Origin of the sequence: Tistrella sp. (assembly GCF_002684955.1) — a bacterium.
Lineage (GTDB): Bacteria > Pseudomonadota > Alphaproteobacteria > Tistrellales > Tistrellaceae > Tistrella > Tistrella mobilis.
The window spans coordinates 128,181-152,378 of record NZ_NYWI01000067.1; the positions used below are offsets into that span (position 1 = coordinate 128,181).

The window sequence follows — 24,198 nt, forward strand, 5'->3', positions numbered from 1 at the left end:
GGGCCGCAAGACGGACCGGTCACCGCATCACGGCCCCGACGCTTCCCCCGTCGGGGCCGTTTTTTTTGCCCGCCCTTCCCCTCCTCTCCTCGCTTTCCGCATCCCTGCCGATGGAACCCGATCGCCGCCCCTGAGGTTGGCATGTCACGGGATCCGTGTCGTTCCTGCGGCCGGCCCGTTGAGTGCACTTCAGGGATGGAGAGGGACGTGTCGCGCCCGACGGACATCTCGCGCCGGGATTTTCTGCGCGCCGCCGCCGCTGCGGGGGTGACCGCATCGGTCATGCCGCTGGGCCAGGCCCTGGGGGCGATGATCCCCGAACGCAGCACCCGCCCGCCCGACTGGCTGGACGAGTCGGGGCGCATCCGCTTTCGCCATGACGGCATCCGCAAGGTGACCGGCGACAAGGTGTTCGCGGTCGACATCCGCGCCCGGGACATGCCCGGCTGGCCGAAGACCCAGGCCCATGCCTTCCTGCTGCGCGCAACCCGGGCCGACCGGGTGTTCGAGGGTGTCGACCTGTCGATGCTGCCGCCCGAACTTGCGCCCGACCGGCTGGTCACCGCGGCCGAGCTTGCGGCCGACGGCGTGGCCATGCCCGAGCCCGATTTCTATGGCGACCTGCTGCTCAGATCCGGGGAGATACCGCCTCTGCTGGGCCAGCCGGTGGCGCTGCTGATCTATCACGACTATCCGCGCTTCCGCCGTGCGAAGCAGCTGCTGCAGTTCAACGAGGATGCCATCCGCTATGGCCGGGAGACGGGGGTGCAGACCCGCCCGCCCTATGGCCGCGCGCGCTTCGTGCGCATCGGCGGGGCCACCCCCTTCGCCCCCGACATCTATTCCCCCATGACCGGCACGGTGCTGCGCCCGCCCGCCGACAGCAACGACTGGCCGGCGGCCGATGCAGAGGGGGATGCGGCGGCGCGCGCCATGCACGCCGCAGAAGAGATCGCCCGCAGCCTGGAGGGCGCCGACCACGATCTTGCGGTCTTCCGGCGGGAATATCATTCGCCCTATGTCGACCCGGCGGCGCGGGAACCCGACAACGGCAATGCCTGGTATGACCCGGCCGCGGGGCGCCTGCATCTGGTGACCGGCACCCAGTCGCCCTATACCAACGCCACCCATGTGATCGCCATGGTCCGGGCCAGCCGGTTCCGGCTGGACGAGTTGCGCTTCAATGCCGGCTACACCGTCGGCTACGGCCAGAAGGAACATCATTCCCTGCCCTATTACGCGGCCATGGCCGCGCTTTACGCCGATGGCCGGCCGGTGCGGCTGGCGCTGAACCGGTGGGAGCATTTCCAGACCGCGATCAAGCGCCACCCCTTCCGGATCGATGCCGCGATCGCGGTCGACCGCCGGACGGGGCAGTTCCATACGCTGCGCATGGATCTGCTGGGCGATGGCGGCGGGCGGATGAATTTCAGCCCCTCGGTGGGCGAGGTCGCGGCAAGTGCGGCGCAGTCGATCTACTATTTTCCGCAAAGCGACCTGTCGGTGCGGGTGGAGGCGTCGCGCGCCCCGACGGCCGGGTCGATGCGCGGCTATGGCACGCTGCAATCGATGAGCGCGACCGAGATGCTGGTCGACGAGATCGCAGACGAGCTGGGGCTGGACGCCATCGAACTGCGCCGGCGCAACCTGCTGACCGCGGGCATGAAGAACACCCAGGGCGCCGTGCCGGCCGGGCTGCTCAGGGCAGGCGAACTGCTGGAGGCCGCCGCCCGCCACCCGCTCTGGACCGAACGGCACGAGCGCAAGCGGCTGCACGACCAGGACCATCCCGGTCATCACTACGGGGTGGGCTTCGCCGCGGTGCAGAAGGATTACGGCACCGGCGCCGAGGCGGCGATCGCCCGGGTGGCGCTGGGCGCCGACGGCCATATCCATCTTCGCCATGTCTGCAACGAGATCGGCAACGGGTCGACCTCGTCGCAGATGCTGGTGGTGGCGGACTGGCTGGGCCGGCCGGCCCATGATGCCGAATTTGCGGTGACCGACTGGCCGGAACTGCCGCTTACCTCGAATGACGAGCCCTATACCATGTCGCAGGCGGCGCAGGATCAGGCGGCGCGCGATCCCCATTGGGTACCGCGGATCACCTCGCCGCGCAGCGCCTCCAACTCGGCCTATTACCTGTCGCATGCAACGCGGGAGGCGGCGCGGATCCTGTTCGAACGCGGGCTGTGGCCGGCGGCGCTGTCGATCTGGCGCGAGGGCATCGGCGGCGGCCAGGCGGCGCCGCTCGCGATCCGGCGCGAGGAGGCGGTCTGGCGCGACGGGTTGCTGGTCGCGGCCTCGCTGGAGCCGCTGCCGCTGGCCAGGCTGGCGGCCCGGGCCCATCAGATGGGGCTGGTGACCGGCGTCGTGGTCCATACCTTCAACCGCTGGTCCTGGACCGAGGCGGAGTTCGAGCTGGAGGACGGCACCCACCGCTGGCCGATCGATGCGCTGGCGCTGCGCCGGGGCGATGGCGGCTATGACTTCCAGCCCCGCCGGCGGGTCTTCTACCCGCCCGTCCAGCGCAACAATGCCGCCGTGGTCTATTACGCGCCGGTCGCAACCCTGGTCGAGCTGTCGGTGAATGGCGGTTCGGGCGAGGTCCGGCTGCTGTCGCACCACTCGTGGATGGAATGCGGCAACATGATCGTGCCCGAGCTGGTCTCGGGCCAGCTGCAGGGCGGCATCGCCATGGGCATCGGCCATGCCCTGTTCGAGGAATTGCCGCTGTACGAGGACGGGCCGGGCAACGGCACCTGGAACTTCAACCGCTACCGCCTGCCACGTGCATCGGATGTCGCGGTCTGGTCGCAGACCGGCCAGGTGCTGCCGCCGCTTTCGCCGACTGATCCGCCGAAGGGCATCGCCGAGGTGACCATGATCCCGATCGTGGCGGCGATCGCCAACGGCATCGCCCATGCGATCGGTCACCGCTTCCGCGACCTGCCGATCCGCCCCGAAAAGATCAGGGAGGTGCTGCTGTGATCCCCGCCACCAGATCGGTGCGGCTGACCGTCAACGGCCGGGATACCGGCCCGGTCGAGGTGCCCGAAGACCTGATGCTGCTTGAATTCCTGCAGGAATATCTGAACCTGACCGGCACGCGCTATGGCTGTGGTCAAGGGGTCTGCCGTGCCTGCACCGTGATCCTGGACCGCCCCGACGGCCGGTCGCGGGCGGTGCCCAGCTGCGTGACCGGCGTCGCCCATCTGGATGGGGCGCGGGTCCGCACGGTCGAAGGCCATGCCAGGCGGAACGAGGATGGCAGCCTGGCGCTTTCTGCCATCCAGCAGGCCTATCTGACCCATTTCTCCTTCCAGTGCAGCTATTGCACCCCGGGCTTCGTCAACGGCGCGACCGTGCTGATCGAACGCCTGGCCCGCGAGCCGGTGCCGCGCCGGGATGTGGAGCGCGTGGTTCTGGAAGGCATGGACCGGCATATCTGCCGCTGCACCGGTTATGTCCGCTATCTGGCCGCGGTGCGCGACGTGATCCTGTCGACGCCGGGGCTGACCACCGACCGGCCGGCGGGCAAACGGGATGACGGATCATGAGGCGGCGGCTGATTCTGGGGGCGCTTGCCCTGGTCGTTGTCGTGGTCGTCGCGGTGGTGGCGGTGCCGCTGCTGACCGGCGCCGGGCCGATCCCGCCTGCGACGGTGGACCCGGCCCGGCTGGATGCGGGCCAGCGCGCCCGGCTGGTGGAAAGGGGCCGCTACATCGCCCGTGCCGCCGACTGCGCCGCCTGCCATGTGGCCGAGGATGGCCGCGCCTATGCCGGCGGGCTGCCGATGGAAACCCCGGTCGGCACGATCTACGGCACCAACATCACGCCCTCGCGCGATCACGGCATCGGCGGCTGGAGCGCGGACGATCTCTATCGGGCGCTGGTCTACGGCATTCTCCCCGATGGCGGCCGGCTGTATCCGGCCATGCCCTATACGTCCTATCACGCCATGACCCGGGCGGATGTGGATGCGCTCTCGGCCTATCTCGCCAGCCTGCCGGCGGTGGAGAAGCCGAACCGGCCGCCGGATCTGGCCTTCCCCTTCAACATCCGGCCGGCGATCGCCTTCTGGAACCTGATCTTCCGGCCCGAGCCGGGTGATCTGCCCCCGCCTGCGGGCAGCGCCGCACCGGCCGGCGATCACGCCCGCGGCCGCTATCTGGTCGAGGTGCTGGGCCATTGCGGCGAATGCCATACCCCCCGCAACCTGGCTTATGCGATGGAGGACGACCGGCATCTTCAGGGCGAGGTGATCGAAGGTGCGCTCGCCCCCGACATCACCCCGGCCGGCCTCTCGGCCCGCGGCTGGACGGCGGAAGATCTGACCGGTTTCCTGTCGACCGGCCTTTCGCCCCAGGGCACGATGACCTTCCGGATGTATCCGGTGCTCCACCATTCCACCCGCTATCTGACGGCAGAGGATGTGGGGGCGATCGCCGCCTATCTGACCGACGGGGCCCCGCCCCCGACACGGCCCGAACCGGTCACGACCGGCCATACGCAGAACCCCGGCCACGACATCTATCTGGGCTTCTGCGCCGGCTGCCACGGGGCCGATGGCGAAGGCCACCCCGCCGCCTCGCCGCCGCTTGCCACCAACACCACCGCCATGCTGCAGGACCCGCGCAATCTGGTGAAGGTGATCCGCGACGGCATTCCGGCCCGCCCGCTCGCCGGCACCGGCCGGATGCAGGAAATGCCGGCCTTCGGCGATCTGCTCGACGACGGCGAGATGGCGGCGCTGGTCAACTATCTGCGCCGCCGCTGGGGCGGACAGCCCGGCGACGTCACCGCAGAGCGGATGGCGGAGGTGGGGTCACGCTGAGCGGCCCACAAAACGAGGGGTCACACCTTTTCCTTTTGAAGGGATACGCCATATACTCAGCAGAGTGCCCGGGTCGCTCTTATTCTCGTTGAGATGGGGTGTAGAATGCCCTTGCAGCACCGTCCAGGTAAACGGGTGTCCCCTGACCCGCCAGGCGGGGCAAAATCAGAGAGCGGTATATCGATATATGTTTCATTGGCCTCCCTGTTGTTCGCAGGGCTGAGTTTGTTCGTGTCCTGGACGACCTTAGGCCTGGAGCGGACGTACAAAGAAGCCTCCATACAGCCATACCTGACGGTCGCGACCAATGGGCGAGAACTGTTTATGGAGGTCCGGAATTCAGGGCCGGGCCCAGCAATCATCAAGACGGTGACTTTCAGCTTTGAAAACAGGGAACTACGTTTCGCCGCTGACGTCGCCGGAACACCTGAGGCAGATGAATGGGCGGTTGAGTATTATGAATTTTTCTACAAGGCACTGGGCTCCACAGATAAAACACTGATGGAAACCTTCAAGTCTGCTCGTCCGAAATCGAATTTCTCGGCACGTGGCGTCATACCGTCCGGCGACAAGCGAATAGTCTTCTCCGTGGTAAACATAGAACAGATCACCAGGGCCTATCCCCAGGAAGAACAGGTCCGCCACCTTTCCTCCGTCTTCCTGAGGGCCTTGCGCAAGATCGACTACAAAATATGTTACACATCAATCACAGGCGGATCCTCCTACGTCACGCAGCGCATCAACGAGGTAAAGAGAGAGCAGGTCAGGGTGCCGTTCTGCCAACCGCCGCCCAAGGCGACGCGCCAGCGCCTCAGGCGTATAGCGTCTCGATGACGTCGGTGTACTTCCTGTACACATTGCTGCGCCGGATCTTCATGGTCGCCGTCACTTCGTCGTCGTCATGGTCCAGTTCCTTGGTCAGCAGATGGAAGCGACGGATCTGCGACACCGGGGCGAGGCCGGCATTGGCACGGGCGATTTCGGCCTCGATCAGGGCCCGGACCTTGGGGTTTTCGGCCAGCGAGCGGAAGGTGGTATAGGCGATGCCCTGCTCTTCCGCCCAGCGCGCGACGGTGTCGTAATCGATCTGGATCAGGGCGGCGACGTATTTGCGCCGGTCGCCGATCACCACGCATTCCTTGACATAGGGGCTGGATTTGGCGGCGTTCTCGATCTCGGTCGGCGACAGATTCTTGCCGCCGGCGGTGATCATGATGTCCTTGATCCGGTCGACGATGCGGATATGGCCGTCGACCTCTTCCCCGACATCGCCGGTGTGCAGCCAGCCGTCGCGGATCGTGTCGCGGGTCGCGGCCTCGTTCTTGTAATAGCCGGCGAAGACCGAGCCGCCCCGCACCAGGATTTCGCCGGTGGCGGGGTCGAGCTTTACCTCCACCCCCTCGACGGCGGTGCCGACCATGCCAGGGCGCGCATCCTCGGGCGCCTGACCGATGGCCACGCCCGAGGTCTCGGTCTGGCCATAGGCCTCGACCAGCGGCACGCCGATGGTGCGGAAGAAGCGCAGGATCTCAGGGGAGATCGGGGCCGCGCCGGTGATGGCGACATGCGCCCGGCGCAGGCCGATGAAGTTCTGCAGCGCCCGGAACACCAGCAGATACCAGAGCCCGAAGCGCAGCCGCTGGGCCAGCGTCCAGTCGCGGCGCGGCTTCCAGGCAAGCGGCGTGCAGTCGCGGACCGCCCGGTCGAACAGCGCCTTCCGCCAGCCGCCGGTCTCGGCCATCTTGATATGGATCGCGGCGTGCAGCTTTTCCCAGATCCGCGGCACGCCCATGAAGAAGCTGGGCGCCACCTCGCGCAGATCCGACTGCACCGTGCGCAGGCTTTCGCCGAACGAGATCCGGCTGCCCAGATAGAGCGGTGCGAAATTGGTCATCGCCTGTTCGGCGACATGGCAGAGCGGCAGATAGCTGAGGCTGGAGGCCTCGCCGTCCAGATGCAGCCGCGCCACCAGCCCGGGCACGACATGGGTGATGTTGCGATAGGTGATCACGGCCCCCTTGGGCTTTCCGGTCGAGCCCGAGGTGTAGATCATGAGCGCGGTATCATCGAGCGTCTGGGCATCGAGCAGCGCATCGGCCCGGCCGGGATCGGCGGCATGGCGTTCGGCGCCCAGCCGTTCCACCTCGTCGAAGGGGATCAGGTCGGGCTCGTCATAGCCGCGCAGGCCGCGCATGTCGACGACCACGATCCGGCGCAGCCGCGGCAGCTCCGCCCGCCGTTCCAGCACCTTGTCGGCCTGTTCCTGATCTTCGACCACCACCACGTCGACATCGGCATGGGCAAGCACATAGGCCACCTCCCCCGCCGGGCTGGTCGGATAGACGCCGACGGTGACCGCACCGATGATGCCGGTGCCCAGCTGGGCGATCACCCATTCGGCGCGGTTTTCGGACAGCACGCCGACATGGCCGCCGGCGCCCACCCCCAGCACCTCCAGCCCCAGGCCGAAGGCGCGGGCGCGCGCGAAATAGCCGGCCCAGGTGATCGGCTGCCAGATGCCGTAATCCTTCTGGCGGATCGCGAGCCGGTCGCCCTGCCGGCGGGCATGCTCGCGCAGCATCTGGGGCATGGTCAGGGTCGGAATCGCCATGGTCATGACAGCCACCGCTTGCGCCGCTTGTAATGCTTGATGTCGCGGAAGGACCGGCCGCCGCCATCCTCGCCGCCATGGCCCAGATAGAATTCCTGCACGTCCTGATTGGCGGCAAGCTGGGCCGGCGTACCGTCGATCACCACCCGGCCGCTTTCCATGATGTAGGCATAATCCGCCACCGCCAGCGCGATGGCGGCATTCTGTTCCACCAGCAGCACCGCCGCCCCGCGCTCGCGGTTGATGCGCAGCACGATCGAGAAGATCTCTTCCACCACCATGGGGGCAAGGCCCAGCGACGGCTCGTCGAGCATGATCAGCTGCGGCTCCGCCACCAGCGCCCGGCCGATGGCCAGCATCTGCTGCTCCCCGCCCGACAGATAGCCGGCCAGCCCCTTGCGCCGCTCTTTCAGTCGCGGGAAATAGCCGTAGACCATGGCCAGCGCGTCGTCGGTGGAACCGGTACTGCCGGCGCTGCGGGCATAGGTCGCGGCGATCAGGTTCTCTTCGACCGTCAGATCCTCGAAGACCCGGCGGCCTTCCATCACATGGAACAGCCCGTCATGGACCAGCCGATCCGGTTCCCGCCCCCAGGCCTCGCGGCCGCGGAAGCGGACATGGCCGGCGGTCAGCCCGCCATTCTCCAGCCGGATCAGGCCGGACACGGTCTTGAGCGTGGTGGATTTGCCGGCGCCATTGGCGCCGAGCAGGGCCACGATCGCGCCGGGGGCGACGCGGATCGACAGCCCGCGCAGCACCTGCACCGTGTGATTGTAGACGACCTCTATGTTCTCGATATCGAGCAGAGGATCGGGAGAGGCTGACGTCATCGGCAGGGCCCCGGTGGCTGTGGCCGGCCCGGGCACAGGGTCCCGGGCCGGCCGTCGGTCGGACGAGGTCAGGTGAGCGCGATCCAGTCGGAGGCCGGCACGTAGCGCTTTTCCGAGAACTTGACCTGGTAGATGCGGCCCACCGGCACCGAATGGGTCTTCATCGAAATCGGCAGGCCGATGATGCCGCCGGTGTCCCAGTTCTCGATGCTTTCCAGCGCCGCCTTCATGTTTTTGGCGGTCATCTCCTGGCCGCCCTCAATCACCCGACGGGCGATTTCGGCGAAGAGCATGCCGGTGAACCAGCTGGCGACATAGGGGACGGGGCGATAGGTCACGTCCGGCGCATGCTGTTTCGTCCAGGCCCGCATGGCCTCGAAATTGGCGCCGCTGGCGTCACTGTCGTAATAGTTGTAGGGCATCACGCCCATGAAGCCGTCGGAGGGCTCGCCCACCTGATCGATCAGCAGCTTGTCCATGGTGTAATAGGTGCCCATGAACTTCGTCTTCAGGCCCATCTGCTTCATCTGAACGATGAATTCATTGATCGGCGACAGCACATAGCCGTGGAAGATCACATAGTCGGGGCGCGAGCGGCGCAGCTTCAGCACCTCGGCCGAGACGTCGACGCTGCCGGGTTTGGTCACGATCTCGTCGACCAGTTCGATGCCCAGCGCCTTGGCGCGCGCCTTGGCCGAGGCGATCGGGTCGCGGCCGAATTCGGTGTCGCTGTAGACCAGCGCCAGCTTGGGCGCCGAGCCGCCCGAGGCCTCGTTCTTGATGTATTGCAGCAGGATGCCGACCTGCTCGGCATAGCTGGGGCCGGCGATGAAGTGATAGGGGTAGCGGCCGGGATCGGCCAGTTCCGAGGCGAAGCTCGCCCCCGACATCACCGTCGTGCCCAGCTGGACCAGTTCCGAGGCGATCGCCTTTTCGAAGCCGGTGCTGTCGCCGAAATAGAAGGGCGGCTTGTGGGCGGCAGTGATCTTCTTGAAGGCCGCCACCGACACGTCGACCTTGTAGCCGGTGTCTTCCATCACATAGCGCAGCTGACGCCCGGCGACGCCGCCATTGGCGTTCTTCCATTCGACGAAATCGTTCAGCCCCTGATGGCCGGCGATGCCGGCAAAGGCGAAGACGCCGGTCATCGGCAGCGAGCCGCCGATCACGATGTCGTCGGCGGCAAGCGCGCTCCGCGGATCGAGCCCGGATTTGAGCGCAAGGCCGAGGGCCGCGGCACCGCCGCCATATTTCAGGAGATCGCGGCGCGAGAGGCCGCGCATGGTGCTGGACATGGGTGTCTCCTCCCTGAAAGGACGCCTGCCGCCGGTTCTGGCCGGCGGTCGTTGACGATCGGGCAGGCCCCGGGCACCGGTCAGGTGCGGAAGGGCCAGAGGTGGAAGAACCGCCGGAGCCTGCGCCACATCTCGGCCAGGCCATGGGGTTCGAAGATCAGGAACAGAACGATCAGCAGGCCGAAGACCACCTCGCGCATTGGCGACAGCACGACCGGGGCCTGCGGGTAGAAGGGGGTGACCATGGTGGTGACGAAGCGCAGCGCCTCGGGCACCAGGGTCATGAAGATCGCCCCCAGGATGCCGCCCAGGATCGAGCCCATCCCACCGACGATGATCGCGGCCAGGAAGAAGATCGACATGGTGAGCGGGAAGCTTTCGGGCGTCACCACCCGGAAGAAATAGGCGAAGAGCCCACCGGCGACCCCGGCATAGAAGGAGCTGAGCGCGAAGGCGTAGAGCTTCCAGCGCAACAGGTCGATGCCCAGCACTTCGGCCGAGATGTCGCGGTCGCGGATGGCGATGAAGGCGCGGCCGACCCGGGTTCGGAACAGGTTGCGCGCGCTCATGCAGGCGATCACCGCCACCCCCATGATCAGCCAGTACATCGACCGGTCGTCGCCCAGCACCAGGCCGAAGAGGTCGGCCGGCGGCACCTGCAGCCCGCCGATACCGCCGGTGACCGGGTCCCAATGGGCGAAGACGAAATGGGCGATGACCGAGGCGGCGAGCGTCGCGATCGCGAGATAGAGCCCCTTGACCCTGAGCGAGGGCAGGCCGACCAGCACGCCGAAGGCGGCGGAGGCAAGCCCCGCCAGCGGCAGGGTCAGGATGAAGGGCACCCCCCAGCGGCTGGCGAGCACCGCGACCGTATAGCCGCCGATCCCCATGAAGGCCGCCTGGCCGAGCGAGATCTGGCCGGTGAAGCCGGTCAGGATGTTGAGCCCGGTGGCGCTGATCACGTTGATCGCGACCAGACAGGCCAGATAGATGGTGTAGTCGTTGCCGATCAGGGGAAAGACCAGGATGGCGACGATCAGGGCCGCGAACCACGCCCGGCGCACGGGCGTGTCGAAGATCATCTCGTCGGCGATATAGCTGGTCTTGGCGTCACCGATACGCATCGCGATCCGGTCTCCGGTGCGGTGGTGGCGAAGGGAACGGAGGCAGACACCCGGTCAGAGACGCTCGATCTCGCGGGTGCCGAACAGGCCGTAGGGGCGGACGATCAGGATCGCCGCCAGCAGAGAGAAGGTGGCGAGCTGGCGGTATTCGCCGCCGAGATAGGTGCCGGCGATGGTTTCGATCCAGCCCACGAACAGCCCGCCGATCAGCGCGCCCAGAATGCTGTCGAGCCCGCCCAGGATCACGATCACCAGGATCGACAGCCCGACCACGCCCATCTGCGGGCTGAGCCCGCCGCTGGCCGCGACCAGGATGCCCGAGATCGCGGCCGCGAAGGCCCCGGCCATCCAGGCAGCCGAGAACACCTTGGGCACGGCGATGCCCATCGAATAGGCCGCCGCCTGGTCGGACGCCGTGGCACGAAGCGCCACGCCGCCGCGGGAGAAGCGGAAATAGAGCAGATAGACCACGATCACGCAGGCCGCGATCACGAAGGCCCAGCCCGATTTCGGCGCCACGAACATCTCGCCGATCATGATCGGCTCTCGCGGCAGGAAATCGGGCAGCAGCTGCGGATCGGCGGTCCAGAGCATTTCGGCGAGGCCGATCAGCACGCTGGCGATGCCCACCGTCACCATCACCACCGAGATCGGGTTCTCGCCCAGCATCGGCCGGATCGCGACCCGCTCGATCACGCCGCCCAGAAGCGACCCGCCGATCACCGCCAGCGGCAGCGACACATACCAGGGCCAGTCCAGGATGCCGGCGAAGGTGAGGAACAGATAGGCCGAGAACATCATCATCTCGCCGACGGCGAAATTGATGACCCGCGTCGCCTTGTAGATGATCACGAAACCAAGGGCGATCAGGGCATAGAGCCCGCCGGTCGCCAGCCCTGCAAGGCTGACTTCGCCGAAGAACAGCCAATCCAACGGCCGCCTCCTTCCACATGCAGGATGCCAGGCAAGGGGGTGTCTGATCAGGCGAAAACGGGGCGGCCGGCGGTCAGGCCGCCGCCTGGCCCGCCTCCAGCCGGGCACGCATCTGCCCGACATCGCCCGCCCCCAGATAGGCGCGGATGACCTCGGGGTCTTTCTGGACCTCGGCCGGCCGGCCGGCGGCAATGCGCTTGCCGAAATTCAGCACCGCGACATGATCGGAAATGTCCATCACCAGGCCCATATCATGTTCGACCATGAGCACGGTGACGCCCCATTCCTCTTTCACGTCCAGAATGAAGCGGGCCATGTCCTCGCGTTCCTCGCGGTTCATGCCCGCCACCGGCTCGTCCAGCATCAGCACGGTCGGCCGCATGGCGAGCGCGCGCGCCAGCTCCACCCGCTTCTGGAGGCCATAGGGCAAGGCGCCGACCGGCAGGCCGCGGATATGGTCGATTTCCAGGAAATCGATGATCCGCTCTTCCACCTCCCGCCGCAGCCGCGCCTCTTCCGCCCGCGCCCGGCCCCGATAGATCAGGGCATCGACCAGCCCGGTCTTCAGATGGACATGCGCACCGAGCTTGATGTTGTCGAGCACGGTCATACCGCGGAACAGGGCGATGTTCTGGAAGGTGCGGGCAAGCCCCAGCGCGGCACGGGCCGGCGGCTTCAGGCGACTGACGTCGCGGCCGCGAAAGCGCACGGTACCGGTGTTCGGCTTGTAGAAACCCGAGATGGCGTTGAACAGCGAGGTCTTGCCCGCGCCGTTGGGGCCGATCACGGTGGTGATCGAACCCTCCTCGACGGTGAGCGACACATCGGTCAGGGCAGCCACGCCGCCAAACTTCAGACCGACGCCCTCAACTTCGAGTATGGCCGTCATGTCGCGCCCGCCCGACGGCAGACGCGCGGATGCACCTCTCCCGTCTCCCCGGCACGGGCGCATCCGTGCCGTCGATGGTGACCGTTCACCGGTAATGTCTCCCTCCCTCGCGGGGCGGTCTTTATTATTTTAGAACCACTCCCGTCCCTTCAGGCTAGGAAACTGTCCGTTAGGTGTCAATCGACATTACCCGTGGGTAAGAAGATTTCCGCGCTGTAAAAGCGACAGCCCGCGCCCCCGGAGGTCCAGGGGCGCGGGCTGGCCGCAAACGGATAGATTGTACCGGTGGAACCCGGCCGGATCGGCGCCGGTCAGACGGCGACGAAGCGCCAGATGCCGTCCTCTGCCGTCTCGCGGCGGATGGCGTTGCGGTGGACCAGATTATTGATATGGGCCAGCGCCTCGCCCGTGGCGAAGACCAGCTGCTGGGCATCGAGCTTGCGGTTGCCGAACAGCAGCGGGAACGTGTCGCGCACGGTGCAGGGCCCGGCGCGGCAGGCGGTCAGGATCGCGTCCAGCCGGTCGTGGTGATGGGCGGCCAGCGCTTCGACCCGGTGATGCAGGCCATAGAACGGCGCGTCATGGGCCGGCAGCACCAGCGTGTCTTCAGGCAGTTCAAGGAATTGCGGCATGTCGGCCAGGAACATCGCCAGCGGGTCGCCGTCGGGTTCGGTCGGCCAGACCGCGACATTGGGACTGATCCGGGGCAGGACCTGATCGCCCGAAATCAGCACCTTGCGCTTTTCGGAATAGAGCGAGACATGCTCGACGGCATGGCCGCGGCCGATCAGCACCTGCCATTCGTCACCGCCGAAGGCGACCTTCGCCTCGCGGCTCATGCGCAGGAAGCTTTGCGGCAGTTCCGACACGCCCTTGCGATAGCCGCTGGTGCGGCCGTGGATGCCCTCGATCTCGTCGGTGGTCAGCCCCGCCTTGCGGTAATAGGAGAGCCTGGCGTCATGGGCGCCCGAGGCGACCTCGAACCACACCGCCCGCGCCATCAGCCATTCACCCAGCGAAGCATGGAAACGCGCGCCCTCCCAGCGGCGCACCATCCAGCCGGCCAGACCCATATGGTCGGGATGGTAGTGGGTGACGACCACGTCGACCACCGGCCGGCCGCCGAGCGTCGCCTCGAACACCTGCTCCCACAGATCGGTGGTCATGCGGGTGTTGATGCCGGTATCGACGACGGTCCAGCCCTCGGGCCCGTCGACCAGCCAGAGATTGATGTGGTTGAGCGCGAAGGGCAGCGGCATCCGGACCCAGAAGACGCCCGGCGCGACCTCCAGGCTCTGCCCCGGCTCCGGGCGGGTGGTCAGGGGATAGACGACCCCGGCGGCACGATCCATGTCTTGGCCTTTCCTTGCATCACCTCCCCCTCGTCAGACAGATCCGTCTTCTCAGATCCCGGCCCCCGCCTCTGCGGGCGTTCGGACCGTCGTCGTCTGCGGCACAGGCTTCCCCGCGGCTTCTGGGCGGCCGTCTTGGAAAACCGGGCCGCAGCCGGGGCCTGGCGGTCGCCCGCCGCGGCCCCGGTGCATGCGCATGTTCCTGACGATCAGGCCGCGAACTGCTCGGGGCTGAGCGCCATGATCGAGGCCGAGCCGGCCTTGACGGTGCGGGCAAGCCCGGCCGCAAGCGGCAGGACCTGCTCGGCATAGAAGCGGGCGGTGATCAGCTTCGCTTCCAGGAAGGCCGCATCGTCGGCACCTTCCGAAAGACCGCGGATCGCGGCCGCGGCCGAGATCGCCATCATCCAGCCGCCGGCAACCGTGCCCATCAGCCGGGCATAGGCGGTGGCACCGGACAGCACGGCCTGGGCATCGCTGCCGGCCCGGGCGATCAGCCAGTCGGTGGCATCGTCGGCGGCAGCCACCGCCTCGGCCAGCGCGGCGGCGATGGTGGCGGCATCATCGCCCTCCACCGCCTTCAGCGCGTCGGCGGCAGCGCCCATCTCGGCGACCAGGGCCTTGATCGACTGGCCATTGTCCATCGACAGCTTGCGGCCGACCAGATCCATGGCCTGGATGCCGTTGGTGCCTTCATAGATCAGGCAGATGCGGGCGTCGCGCAGATGCTGGGCGGCGCCGGTCTCTTCCACATAGCCCATGCCGCCATGGATCTGGACACCGGTCGAGGCCAGCTCGAAGCCCAGATCGGTCGACCAGCCCTTCACGATCGGGATCATCACCTCCACCCGGCGCTGGGCCTGGCGGCGGGCTTCCGCATCCTCGGTATGGCGGGCGCGATCGATCATCGCGGCGGTATAAAGGCCAAGGGCGCGGGCGGCTTCGGTCTGCGACTTCATCAGCATCAGATTGCGGCGCACATCCGGATGCATGATCAGCGGTGCCGCCCCCTCGGCGCCGGCGGCGCGGCCCTGGCGGCGCTCCTGCGCATAGGCCAGCGCCTGCTGATAGGCGCGCTCGGCGATCGCATAGCCCTGAATGCCGACATTCAGCCGGGCATTGTTCATCATGGTGAACATGTACTGCAGGCCGCGATTCTCTTCGCCGATCAGATAGCCGGTGGCACCGCCACCGTCGCCGAACTGCATCACCGCGGTCGGGCTGCCATGGATGCCGAGCTTATGCTCAAGGCTCGCGCAGCGCAGGTCGTTGCGCTGGCCCAGGGTGCCGTCGGCATTGACCAGGAATTTGGGCACGATGAACAGCGAGATGCCCTTCACCCCCGCCGGCGCATCCGGGGTGCGCGCCAGCACCAGATGAACGATGTTCTCGGTCAGGTCGTGCTCGCCATAGGTGATGAAGATCTTGGTGCCGGTGATGGCATAGGTGCCGTCATCCTGCTTCACCGCCTTGCTCCGCAGCAGCGCCAGATCCGATCCGGCCTGAGGCTCGGTCAGGCACATGGTGCCGGTCCACTCGCCCGAGACCAGCTTTTCCAGATAGGTCTGCTTCTGCGCGTCGGAGCCGTGGGCGGTCAGCGCCTCGACCGCACCGATGGTGAGCAGCGGGCACAGCCCCCAGGCCATGTTGGCCGAGTTCCACATCTCGGCGCAGGCCGAGGCGACGGTGATCGGCAGGCCCTGGCCACCGAATTCCGGCTCGAACGGGATCGAGTTCCAGCCGCCGTCGACGAACTGGCGATAGGCCTCGCGCCAGCCTTCCGGCGTGCGGACCACGCCGTTCTCGACCTTGGAGCCGGTCTGGTCACCGGTGCGGTTCAGCGGCGCGATCACGCCGCCGGCCAGCTTGCCGGCTTCTTCGAGGATGGCGTCCACGGTGTCGGGGGTCGCCGCATCGCAGCCCGGAAGCTGCGACAGGCCTTCGATGTCGACGATCTCGCGCATTACGAAGCGCATGTCGCGGATGGGTGCCGTGTAACCGAACATGGATGTCCTCGAAGTCTCGGGGCCCTGGGGAAAGGCTCGGGCCTTGGGATAGGGATGCAGATGGTTGGAAAGATCGACCGGCCAGCGTGAAAAGCAAACGCTCGCTTGGCAATATTCCACCACCAGGGGCCGCCCGAAGGACCCCTCTGGTACAAGCCGGCCCCTCGATGCGACCGCCACCCGCCGCAAGGCGGGCTGCTTTCGCCCGACGTTATAGCATCTGCGGCAGACGCGTGCAGGGGATAAACGTCACAGGGCCCGGCACCGCCGCCTGCACGGGCGACGGGCCGGGCCCTGGAGACACGGGGGGCCCTGGAGACACGGGCGGGATCGTGGTCAGTCGGCCGCCTGACGGCGGGCTGCCGACGGCGCCGGCGTGACGGCCGCGGCCGAGAAAGCCTCGGTCGCCATGGCCGTCAGGCGGGTCGCCTCGTCCATATAGTCGCGCACGGCCTTTTGTGCGAAGCCGTTCGCCATCTCGATGAAGTCGACCGGCGTGCGGCAGGCGCTCAGCTGCTTCTGGCTGGCGAAGTCGTCGTTCAGCCGGCCCATCACGAACCGGCCGTATTCCTGCGCGATCCGCCCGGCCGCATCCGCGACCGCACGGTTGATCTGGAACCAGGTCTCCACGGCCTCGCGGCCGCCGGTCATCATGGTGTCGAACGACACCGGCGGCAGAAGCGCCGTCTCGGGTGCTGCGGATGTCGAGGGGTTGGCGGGCATGGCTGTTTCCTCCACCTCAGGGGGGCGGTGCGACAGCAGGGGTCGCATTCATCTTCCGTTTACCCTGTCACAAAAATCAATACCTTGATCTGCATCAACTTCCGGTCGTTGTCATGCACCGATAAACGCCGGATCGAGCCCCAGCGCCTGCATCGACCCCCCCCGGGGTGAGACGCCTCAGTTCGCGCCCGATGCCCGCCGGATGAAATCGCCGACGGCGGTGCCGCGCAGCATGGCCAGGCGATACGAGGTCATCGACTTGAAGCGACGCAGATCGGTGGTTTCCATATCCGCCCGCAGCCGCTTCAGCCGTTCGGTGTCCAGCAGTTCGCAGGCGGCGGGAGACCGCAGAATGCCCTCGATGGTCTCGTCCAGCAGTTCCGGCTTGGCGGTCAATGCCTCGTGCCAGTCGGGGGCCTGAAGGCCGCGGCGACGCTCCGTCACCACCTCGCGGGGCAGACGATCGGCCATCGCCCGCCGGGCAAGTGCCCGCCCGGCGCCGTTTTCGACGAAGATCTCGTCGGGGACACGCATCGCGAATTCGATCAACCGGACGTCCGAAGTCGGATCGCGGGTGTCGAGCCCGAAATGGGCAAGCGACCCCTTGTGATAGTTGCCGCCGTCGAACCGCCGCAGAACCCGCATCCGCAGTTCGACGCTGTCGAGGCTGGGCCGGTAGGAGAGGTCGAACCCGGCCCGTTCCGCCTGGGCATAAGCCTGCGCGCGCCGCTCGGGATGCAGCAGCGACACCGCCGACAGGTCCATGTCCCGACCGCGCCATTTCGTCAGCATCGTCCACAGCGCGGGCGGCAGGGCCGGGCCGATCGAGTGCAGGATCATGCCCCGCCAACGCCGCTGCACGCCCGAGCGGACATGGCCGCGCGCCTCCCTGAACCAGCGCAGAAGGCGACCCGACAGCAGAAGCTGCGGGAACATGTTCTGGCCGTCATAGCTGAGGCTCATATTGCCCATCTGGCCCGACAGCACCACCCGGTGGCCGGCCTGCCGTGCCAGGGTGTTGATCTGATGCATCCAGACATGGTTGCAGGGGTTCAGGATCGGCCGGTCCATGAATTCGAAACCGGCGCCCAGGGTCTCGATCGGCGAGGTGCCGTCATTGACCACCCGGACATGATCGACGTTCGGATAGAGCCGGGCGGTTGCCGAGGCGAGCGGCCATTCATCGGCGATACGCTGCCGCTCGATGAACGGATCCTCGTATCCGGGGCGGACGGTGGAGGTATAGGCCGTCACCCGGCCGGGCGCGATCAGCCGGGCGGCCGTGGCGGTGACCGAGGAACTGTCGAGGCCGGAACTCAGATGGGTCGCCACCCTGTCGCCCGCCCCGCGCAACCGGCAGCGCACCGCCCGGTCCAGCTCCGCCCGCAGGGCTTCGGCATAATCGTCGCGGCTGGCCAGCCGGAGCGGAGACGGCGCGGGGTTCCACCAGCATTCGGCGCGCATGCCCCCTTCGGCCGTCACCACGGCACGATGGCCGGGCAGCAGCCGCTCGATGCTCTCGAAGAAGGAATTGGTGCCGATCTCGGGCAGCAGGGCCAGAAAGCCGTTCAGGCGCTTCAGATCGGGCGCCATACTCAGCCAGGGCAGCGCAAGCAGACCGCGGGGCATGCTCGCGACGGCAAAGAACCGGCCACCGCCCGGCAGGGTTCCGACATGATAGTGCAGCGGCCGGGTGCCCAGATGGTCGCGGGCCATCAGCAGGCGACGTTCGCGGGTATCCCAGACGACGAAGGCGAAGTCGCCGTAGAAATGATGGACGCAGTCCAGCTCCCAGCGCTCGAACGCCGCCATGGCCAGATCGGAATCCGCCATGGTCTTCAGCCGATCGGCACTGATGCCCAGCTCCTGCGCCAGATCCTCGCGGTTGTCCAGGCGCAGATCGGCCATCATCACGAAGCGCCCGCCGGCGCCTTCCAGCGGCTGGCGGTCGTGAATGTCTTCGGGCAGCAGCGGGTTGAGGCGCAGCCCGATCGTGATCCGATCGTCGCCCCATTCCTGCGCCGGCGCGCCGGGGCGGGCATGAGGCGTGAACATCGCCTGCGCGCCGAGCATGCGCGTCACGGCGGCATCGCCTTCTGTATTGCCGTCGAACTGCCAGAAAGCGGCAAGCGCGGTCATGCGTGGGTCCTCCGGCTCGGGAGAACGGCACGGCAGATGGCAGGGTCAGGCAGGCTCATGAGGCGATACGTCCCGGAAAATGCGAACCGGCCCGGATCATAGCCGATTCCGGGCCGGTCACACATCCTGTCTTTGGGCGTTCACCAGGCTTCAGGCGCGCCCGGATACCAGGCGGCGGAAGAGCTGAACCGGCCGCGCCGGCTCGGGACCATGCGGCTGCAGCACCAGGAACTCGGCCCAGCGGGCAATCGGCCGATCCTCGGGCGCTTCCACCGTGGTGAAGCCGCAATCGAGCAGCATGACGAACTGGTCGGGCAGAACATGGCCGCGGGCCCGGATCTCACCCTCATAGCCCATGTGCTCACGCAGCGTGCGGGCGATGGTGAAGCCACGGCCGTCGCGGAATTTCGGGAAGTCGATCGCCACCAGATCGATCCGGTCCAGCACCTCGCGCAGCCGCTCGGGCCGGGCATCCGCCCCCAGCGCCACGCCGCGCGCCAGCTCGTCGCCCGCCATCTCGGGCGTGCCGGCCCGGGCCGCCAGGAAACGGGCCAGCGGCAGGATGGTCTCGGGCGAGGTTACCGCCTCGCCCTCGGCCGCCACCTGCCAGCGATCCGCGATCGGCTGCCCCTGATCATTTAGCAGAGCCATAGAGCGCTTCCTTGAACGGGGTGATGCCGATGCGGCGATAGGTGTCGATGAAGGTCTCGCCGGCCTCGCGGCGGGCGACATGGACGTTGACGATGGTCTCGATCGCGTCGACCACGTCTTCATACGAGACCGACGGCCCCACGATCTGCCCCACGGCCGCCTGCTCGTCCGCCGCACCGCCCAGCGTGATCTGATAGGCTTCGACGCCGCCGCGGTCCAGGCCCAGAATGCCGATATTGCCGATATGGTGATGGCCGCAGGCATTGATGCAGCCCGAGATGTTCAGCGTCAGCCGGCCGATATCGTGCTGGCGGTCCAGATCGGCGAAACGTTCGGCGATCCGCTGGGCGACGGGGATGCTGCGGGCGGTGGCCAGCGCGCAGTAATCCATGCCCGGGCAGGCGATGATGTCGCTGACCAGCCCGATATTGGCGGTCTCCAGCCCGGTGCCCTGCAGGGCCTGCCACAGCGCGTACAGCGCGTCCTGGCGGACATGGGGCAGAACCAGGTTCTGTTCATGCGCCACCCGGATCTCGCCGAAGGAGTGCCGGTCGGCAAGATCGGCGACCAGGTCCATCTGCGCATCGGTGGCATCACCCGGAATGCCGCCCACCGGCTTCAGCGAGATCACCGCCGAGATGTAGCCCGGCTGCTTGTGCGGGTTGGTGTTGGTCCGCACCCAGGCCGCAAAGGCCGGATCTGCGGCTTTCGCGCGCTCGAAGGCGTCGGAGACGGCCGGCAGCGTCTCGAAATCCGGGTCGATGAAGCGGGCGGCGATCGCCTCGACCACCTCGGGCTCAAGCCGGTAACCCTCGGCATCCATCGCCGCGAATTCTTCCTCGACCATCTCGCGGAAACGCTCGGGCTTCGTCTCGCGGACCAGGATCTTGATCCGGGCCTTGTAGAGATTGTCGCGCCGGCCGAGGGCGTTATAGACCCGCAGCACCGCTTCCATGTAGCGCAGGAAATCGGGCACCGCCACCCAGTCGGCAACCCTGGTCGCCACGATCGGCGTGCGGCCCAGCCCGCCGCCGACATGGATCTCGAACCCGATCTCGCCCGCCGCATTGCGCTTCGCCAGCACGCCGATATCGTGCAGCCGCACGGCCGCGCGGTCATTCGGGCTGCCGGTGATGGCGATCTTGAACTTGCGCGGCAGGAAGGTGAATTCCGGGTGGTCGGTCGACCACTGGCGCAGGATTTCGGCAAAGATGCGCGGATCGACCACCTCGTCCGCAGCCGCCCCCGCGAACTGATCGGTGGTCACGTTGCGGATGCAGTTGCCGCTGGTCTGGATGGCGTGGATGTCGGCATCGGCCAGCACCTCCAGAATGTCGGGGGTGTCGACCAGCCGCGGCCAGTTGAACTGGATGTTCTGCCGGGTGGTGAAATGGCCATAGCCCCGGTCATAGACCCGGGCGACATAGGCCAGCTGGCGCATCTGGTCCGACGACAGCACGCCATAGGGCACGGCCACCCGCAGCATATAGCCGTGCAGCTGCAGATAGAGGCCGTTCATCAGCCGGAAGGAGCGGAACTCCTCTTCGGTCAGCTCGCCGGCAATGCGACGCTCCACCTGACGGCGGAAGACCTCGGCGCGATCCTTCAGGAAAGCGCGGTCCTGCTCGTCGTAATTGTAGATGCCGGCGGTCGCGCGATGCTGCGGCCGGGGGGCTGCCGAAACCGGCGGCGCCGGCGGCCATGCAGTTTCGCCCGCCTGCTTGCCCAGATCGGCGCGCACGCTGGGGCCACGGCTGCGGATGCTCTCCCGCCGGGTGGTCGGCACCGGGCGGTCGCCGTCCACCTGGGCCGGCGCCTCGGCCACCGAGACGACCTCCTGGCGACGCTCACCTTCGGCCGCAAGCGCGCGCCCGGCCTCCAGCGTGTCGCGGTCGAAGACGGCGGCACCATCCACCCGTTCCACCCAGTCACCGGCCTGGTTCAGCCAGACGGCGACGCCGTCGGTCAGGCGGTTGGCGGAAATCACATGCAAGCTCATGACCCGAACTCCTGCTCACCGCCGGCTGCGGGGACCGTCGGTGAAGGGGCAATCCGCGAGGACGTTGTTGTTTCGCGGCTTAATCCACACACGGAGATCATATATACGGCCCGCACCGAGAATTGCAACGCAATCTGATGTGAATAAAGGTGATGCCTGCATTGATGCCGGGACAATCTCACCAGAGATAGGCTCAGCCCGGGCCAGGCAGCAACCTTCCGGTAGAAACGCTGGAGAAAAACACTCAGGATTTGTTCAATCAGGCATCCGGGGTGTAGAGGTGCTGAACCACCTCGACGCCGCGGAGCGCGAAGCGGCCGACCGAGGCGACCTGCTGGTCCGCCCCGTCCAGCGCATCGACGAAGGCCTGCGACAACAGCAGGCTGCGATCGACCGAGCGGCACATGGCGGCGATGCGGGCGACCTCGTTCACCGCCGGGCCGACGACGGTGAAATCCAGCCGGTCGGGGCCACCGACATTGCCATAGAAAACCGAGCCCACATGCAGGGCGAGATAAAGCCCGGTGGAGGGCAGGTCCGCGCCCTCGCGCATCCGCGCCAGATCGCCGAGGCCCTGCCGGGCGGCAGCGGCGGCGGCCAGCGCCCGTTCCGCGGCCGCATGACGGTCGTCGGCGGGGAAGACGGCCAGAATGCCGTCGCCCATGAATTTCAGCACCTCGCCACCCGCAGCATGGATGGCGGCGACCACCGGTTCGACATGGTCGTTCAGGAAGGGGATCACCTGGTCGGGCGGCAGGCTGCCGCTGATCCGCGTCCAGTCGCGCAGATCGCTGAACCACAGAACGGCGTCGCGCTTTTCGGCGACCCCGCGCACGATCCGCCCCGACATCACCTGGCGGGCGACGTCGCGGCCCAGATAGGTGCGGGCGATGGTATGGGCGATGCCGGACAGCGAGGCCGCGCGCATCGCCAGCCCCAGGGACGGCATGATCGCCAGCACCGCCGCCACCTCCGCCTCGGCGAAGCCGCCCGGACGATCGGTGATCCACGAGACGTAGACGCATTCCATGCCACCCACGCCGATCCCGTCACCCCCGGTGCCGCCGAAGCGGACGATGGTGGCCAGATAGCCGGTCTGGCCCTCGGCACGCAACTCGGCCAGATAGCTGAATTCGCCATCGGTCGCCGGCGACAGCAGGCGCAGCAGCATCGGCGCGCCGCTCTGCTCCAGATGATTGAACGGGCTGTTCGCCCAGCTGTCCGGATCATGATCGCGGCCATAGGCGATCACCGCCGCCTCTTCCTCGCCGGAGCGCCAGCGAAAGGCATGTCCTTCAAGGATCGGGTGCAGGGTGTCGCAGACCATGTTGGCGCGGGTCAACGGCACCCCCACTGCCCGCAGCCGCTCGGCCGTGCCGTTCAGCAGCGCCTGCTCACCGTCTCCGGCAAGGCCGGTGTCCAGGATCCAGCGGCAGATATCCCCGACGTCGATCGCCATGCCCGGCCTCTTTCGCAAAGCTCCACATCCTGACCGCCTGATATAGACTGGCCGTCGGGTGATACCATGCGCGGAGCCGGCCGATGTCGCAACGCCCCCTCTTCCTGCGTCTTGCAACCGTCACGCGGCGCGACCGCCATCTGGCGACGGATCAGGTCGCCGATGCCGTGGGTGCCGCCGGGGGCTGGATCGACGGCCACAACCAGTTCTCGAACAAGATGACCACGCTGCGTTTCACGCTGCCCGCGGGCGGTCTGGCGCCGCTCCGCAGCCGGCTGGCCGATCTCAACCTCGCCCTGACCGACGAAGCCGCCGCCGCCCTGGATGCGGCCATTGCCGCCGGCCATGATCCCGACCGCGAGGTCTCGGCCAGTTTCCAGCTGACCTTCATCCATGACGAACCGGATCTCAGGATCGACATTCCGGCCGTGCCGGGGTGATCTGCGGGTGGAAGGTCACACCGCCTGCCAGTCGGGCGTGCGCAGAAAGAAGCAGGTCAGATTGTACTTCACCCCGCGCACCGGCGGCGCGCCGCGGTGGAGATGGGTCCAGAAGGGCGGGAACAGGACCAGCAGGCCCTTGGTCGGCTTGATTGCGACCTGCTGATACGGGAATTCGGTGTGCCCGCCCTCTTCCACCGTGCGCAGATAGCAGAGCGCCGAGACGAAGCGGTCATAGGTGTCGCGCGGGCCGGCATCTATATGCCAGCCGAAGCCCTGGCCGGGTTCGATCTTCTCGATGATCGGCACGCTCATCCGGTGGTTCGACGGGTCGGCCATCCGCATCACGGACTGGTATTTCTGCGCATAGACGCCGAGAGCCTTGTAGAGCGCCGCTTCCACCGGCGCCATCAGGTCATCCCAATGCGGCCCTTCCATCGAGGCCATCACGCCGCTGCGGTTGGCACTCTGCCCGGCGGCGGTGCGGCTGGCGAAGCGGCCCTCGTCCCGTTCGAAACGGGCGATCAGCTGATCGCAGAGCGCATCCGGAAGGGCATGAGGGAAGGCATCGACGAAGGCCGGTTGGGGTGGCGGTGCCGGCCGGGTGAGCGGCGGGCGGTGCGGAGCGGGCATCATCGACAGGTCCTTCCACAATCACCAGAGACAGACAAGAAGGCACCAGAGACAGACAAGAAGGTGCGATCGACGGCACATACCCACCTTCCTGCCTGCCCCGGGGAACATGACAGTTGTCACAAATACATATCCCTGAAGAGCGGTCTCTTCTTTTGGACTCATGACTCAGAATCCTGATACCTGTCTGAGATTTTCATCACAGATCACGACAGAACATGCGATTTCCTGCTATGCGGAGGAGAATGTACATCGATCACACTTCATACATATTTGT

19 protein-coding genes are annotated in these 24,198 nt (G+C 67.1%); 5 read left to right on the plus strand and 14 right to left on the minus strand.

All coding sequences use genetic code 11. The annotated features are described in order from the left end of the window. Positions 1-195 precede the first annotated feature (195 nt). From CMO28_RS20860 to CMO28_RS20875, 4 genes are all read left to right on the plus strand, one after another. A complete protein-coding gene (locus CMO28_RS20860) occupies positions 196-2,991 on the plus strand; it encodes a molybdopterin cofactor-binding domain-containing protein (protein WP_322111394.1) in 2,796 nt (931 codons plus the stop codon). After that, a complete protein-coding gene (locus CMO28_RS20865) occupies positions 2,988-3,560 on the plus strand; it encodes a (2Fe-2S)-binding protein (RefSeq protein ID WP_296716484.1) in 573 nt (190 codons plus the stop codon). The genes CMO28_RS20860 and CMO28_RS20865 overlap by 4 nt, the downstream gene beginning before the upstream one ends. Continuing rightward, a complete protein-coding gene (locus CMO28_RS20870; protein WP_296716488.1) occupies positions 3,557-4,837 on the plus strand; it encodes a cytochrome c in 1,281 nt (426 codons plus the stop codon). Before CMO28_RS20865 ends, CMO28_RS20870 begins: the two co-directional genes overlap by 4 nt. 231 nt (positions 4,838-5,068) lie before the next feature. Next, complete coding sequence (locus CMO28_RS20875) at positions 5,069-5,671, plus strand: hypothetical protein (RefSeq protein WP_296716491.1); 603 nt, start codon at positions 5,069-5,071, stop codon at positions 5,669-5,671. Here the strand turns inward: CMO28_RS20875 and CMO28_RS20880 are convergent. The 13 genes from CMO28_RS20880 to CMO28_RS20940 all read right to left on the minus strand — a co-directional run bounded on the left by CMO28_RS20880 (position 5,649) and on the right by CMO28_RS20940 (position 22,848). Next, entirely contained in the window at positions 5,649-7,454 is a 1,806-nt protein-coding gene (locus CMO28_RS20880) for an AMP-dependent synthetase/ligase (protein WP_296716493.1), read from the minus strand. The genes CMO28_RS20875 and CMO28_RS20880 overlap by 23 nt on opposite strands. Next, on the minus strand, positions 7,451-8,278 hold the full coding sequence (locus CMO28_RS20885) for an ABC transporter ATP-binding protein (RefSeq protein WP_296716496.1): 828 nt from the start codon (positions 8,276-8,278) through the stop codon (positions 7,451-7,453). Before CMO28_RS20885 ends, CMO28_RS20880 begins: the two co-directional genes overlap by 4 nt. Before the next feature lie 68 nt (positions 8,279-8,346). After that, entirely contained in the window at positions 8,347-9,573 is a 1,227-nt protein-coding gene (locus CMO28_RS20890) for an ABC transporter substrate-binding protein (RefSeq protein ID WP_082828741.1), read from the minus strand. An 80-nt stretch (positions 9,574-9,653) separates the two neighbouring features. Continuing rightward, entirely contained in the window at positions 9,654-10,697 is a 1,044-nt protein-coding gene (locus CMO28_RS20895; protein ID WP_296716501.1) for a branched-chain amino acid ABC transporter permease, read from the minus strand. A gap of 54 nt (positions 10,698-10,751) precedes the next feature. Continuing rightward, on the minus strand, positions 10,752-11,630 hold the full coding sequence (locus CMO28_RS20900; RefSeq protein WP_296716504.1) for a branched-chain amino acid ABC transporter permease: 879 nt from the start codon (positions 11,628-11,630) through the stop codon (positions 10,752-10,754). Positions 11,631-11,703: 73 nt separating this feature from the next. Further along, positions 11,704-12,519 carry an ABC transporter ATP-binding protein gene (locus tag CMO28_RS20905; RefSeq protein ID WP_296716507.1) on the minus strand — a complete coding sequence of 272 codons (816 nt, stop codon included), beginning with the start codon at positions 12,517-12,519 and terminating at the stop codon, positions 11,704-11,706. A 311-nt stretch (positions 12,520-12,830) separates the two neighbouring features. Further along, entirely contained in the window at positions 12,831-13,871 is a 1,041-nt protein-coding gene (locus CMO28_RS20910; protein ID WP_296716509.1) for an MBL fold metallo-hydrolase, read from the minus strand. 209 nt (positions 13,872-14,080) lie between these two features. Continuing rightward, complete coding sequence (locus CMO28_RS20915; protein ID WP_062767386.1) at positions 14,081-15,877, minus strand: acyl-CoA dehydrogenase; 1,797 nt, start codon at positions 15,875-15,877, stop codon at positions 14,081-14,083. A gap of 336 nt (positions 15,878-16,213) precedes the next feature. After that, positions 16,214-16,600, minus strand: a complete 387-nt coding sequence (locus CMO28_RS20920; RefSeq protein ID WP_296716514.1) for a phasin family protein — start codon at positions 16,598-16,600, stop codon at positions 16,214-16,216. Between the two features lie 177 nt (positions 16,601-16,777). Next, positions 16,778-18,739 (minus strand): asparagine synthetase B family protein, encoded by a 1,962-nt coding sequence (locus tag CMO28_RS20925; protein ID WP_296716517.1) that lies wholly within the window; start codon positions 18,737-18,739, stop codon positions 16,778-16,780. Between the two features lie 150 nt (positions 18,740-18,889). Continuing rightward, positions 18,890-19,390: a DUF934 domain-containing protein gene (locus CMO28_RS20930; protein WP_296716520.1), complete on the minus strand. Its 501-nt coding sequence runs from the start codon at positions 19,388-19,390 to the stop codon at positions 18,890-18,892. Beyond that, the gene (locus CMO28_RS20935; protein WP_296716523.1) at positions 19,374-21,389 is read right to left on the minus strand and encodes a DUF2849 domain-containing protein; all 2,016 of its coding nucleotides are present in this window, start codon (positions 21,387-21,389) and stop codon (positions 19,374-19,376) included. Before CMO28_RS20935 ends, CMO28_RS20930 begins: the two co-directional genes overlap by 17 nt. 259 nt (positions 21,390-21,648) lie before the next feature. Continuing rightward, on the minus strand, positions 21,649-22,848 hold the full coding sequence (locus tag CMO28_RS20940) for an adenylate/guanylate cyclase domain-containing protein (RefSeq protein WP_296716526.1): 1,200 nt from the start codon (positions 22,846-22,848) through the stop codon (positions 21,649-21,651). A gap of 83 nt (positions 22,849-22,931) precedes the next feature. Here CMO28_RS20940 and CMO28_RS20945 point away from each other — a divergent pair, with 83 nt between their 5' ends. Continuing rightward, positions 22,932-23,288: a hypothetical protein gene (locus CMO28_RS20945; RefSeq protein ID WP_296716528.1), complete on the plus strand. Its 357-nt coding sequence runs from the start codon at positions 22,932-22,934 to the stop codon at positions 23,286-23,288. 15 nt (positions 23,289-23,303) lie between these two features. Here CMO28_RS20945 and CMO28_RS20950 read toward each other — a convergent pair whose 3' ends face one another. Next, positions 23,304-23,924 carry a 2OG-Fe(II) oxygenase family protein gene (locus tag CMO28_RS20950; protein WP_296716530.1) on the minus strand — a complete coding sequence of 207 codons (621 nt, stop codon included), beginning with the start codon at positions 23,922-23,924 and terminating at the stop codon, positions 23,304-23,306. Positions 23,925-24,198 lie beyond the last annotated feature (274 nt).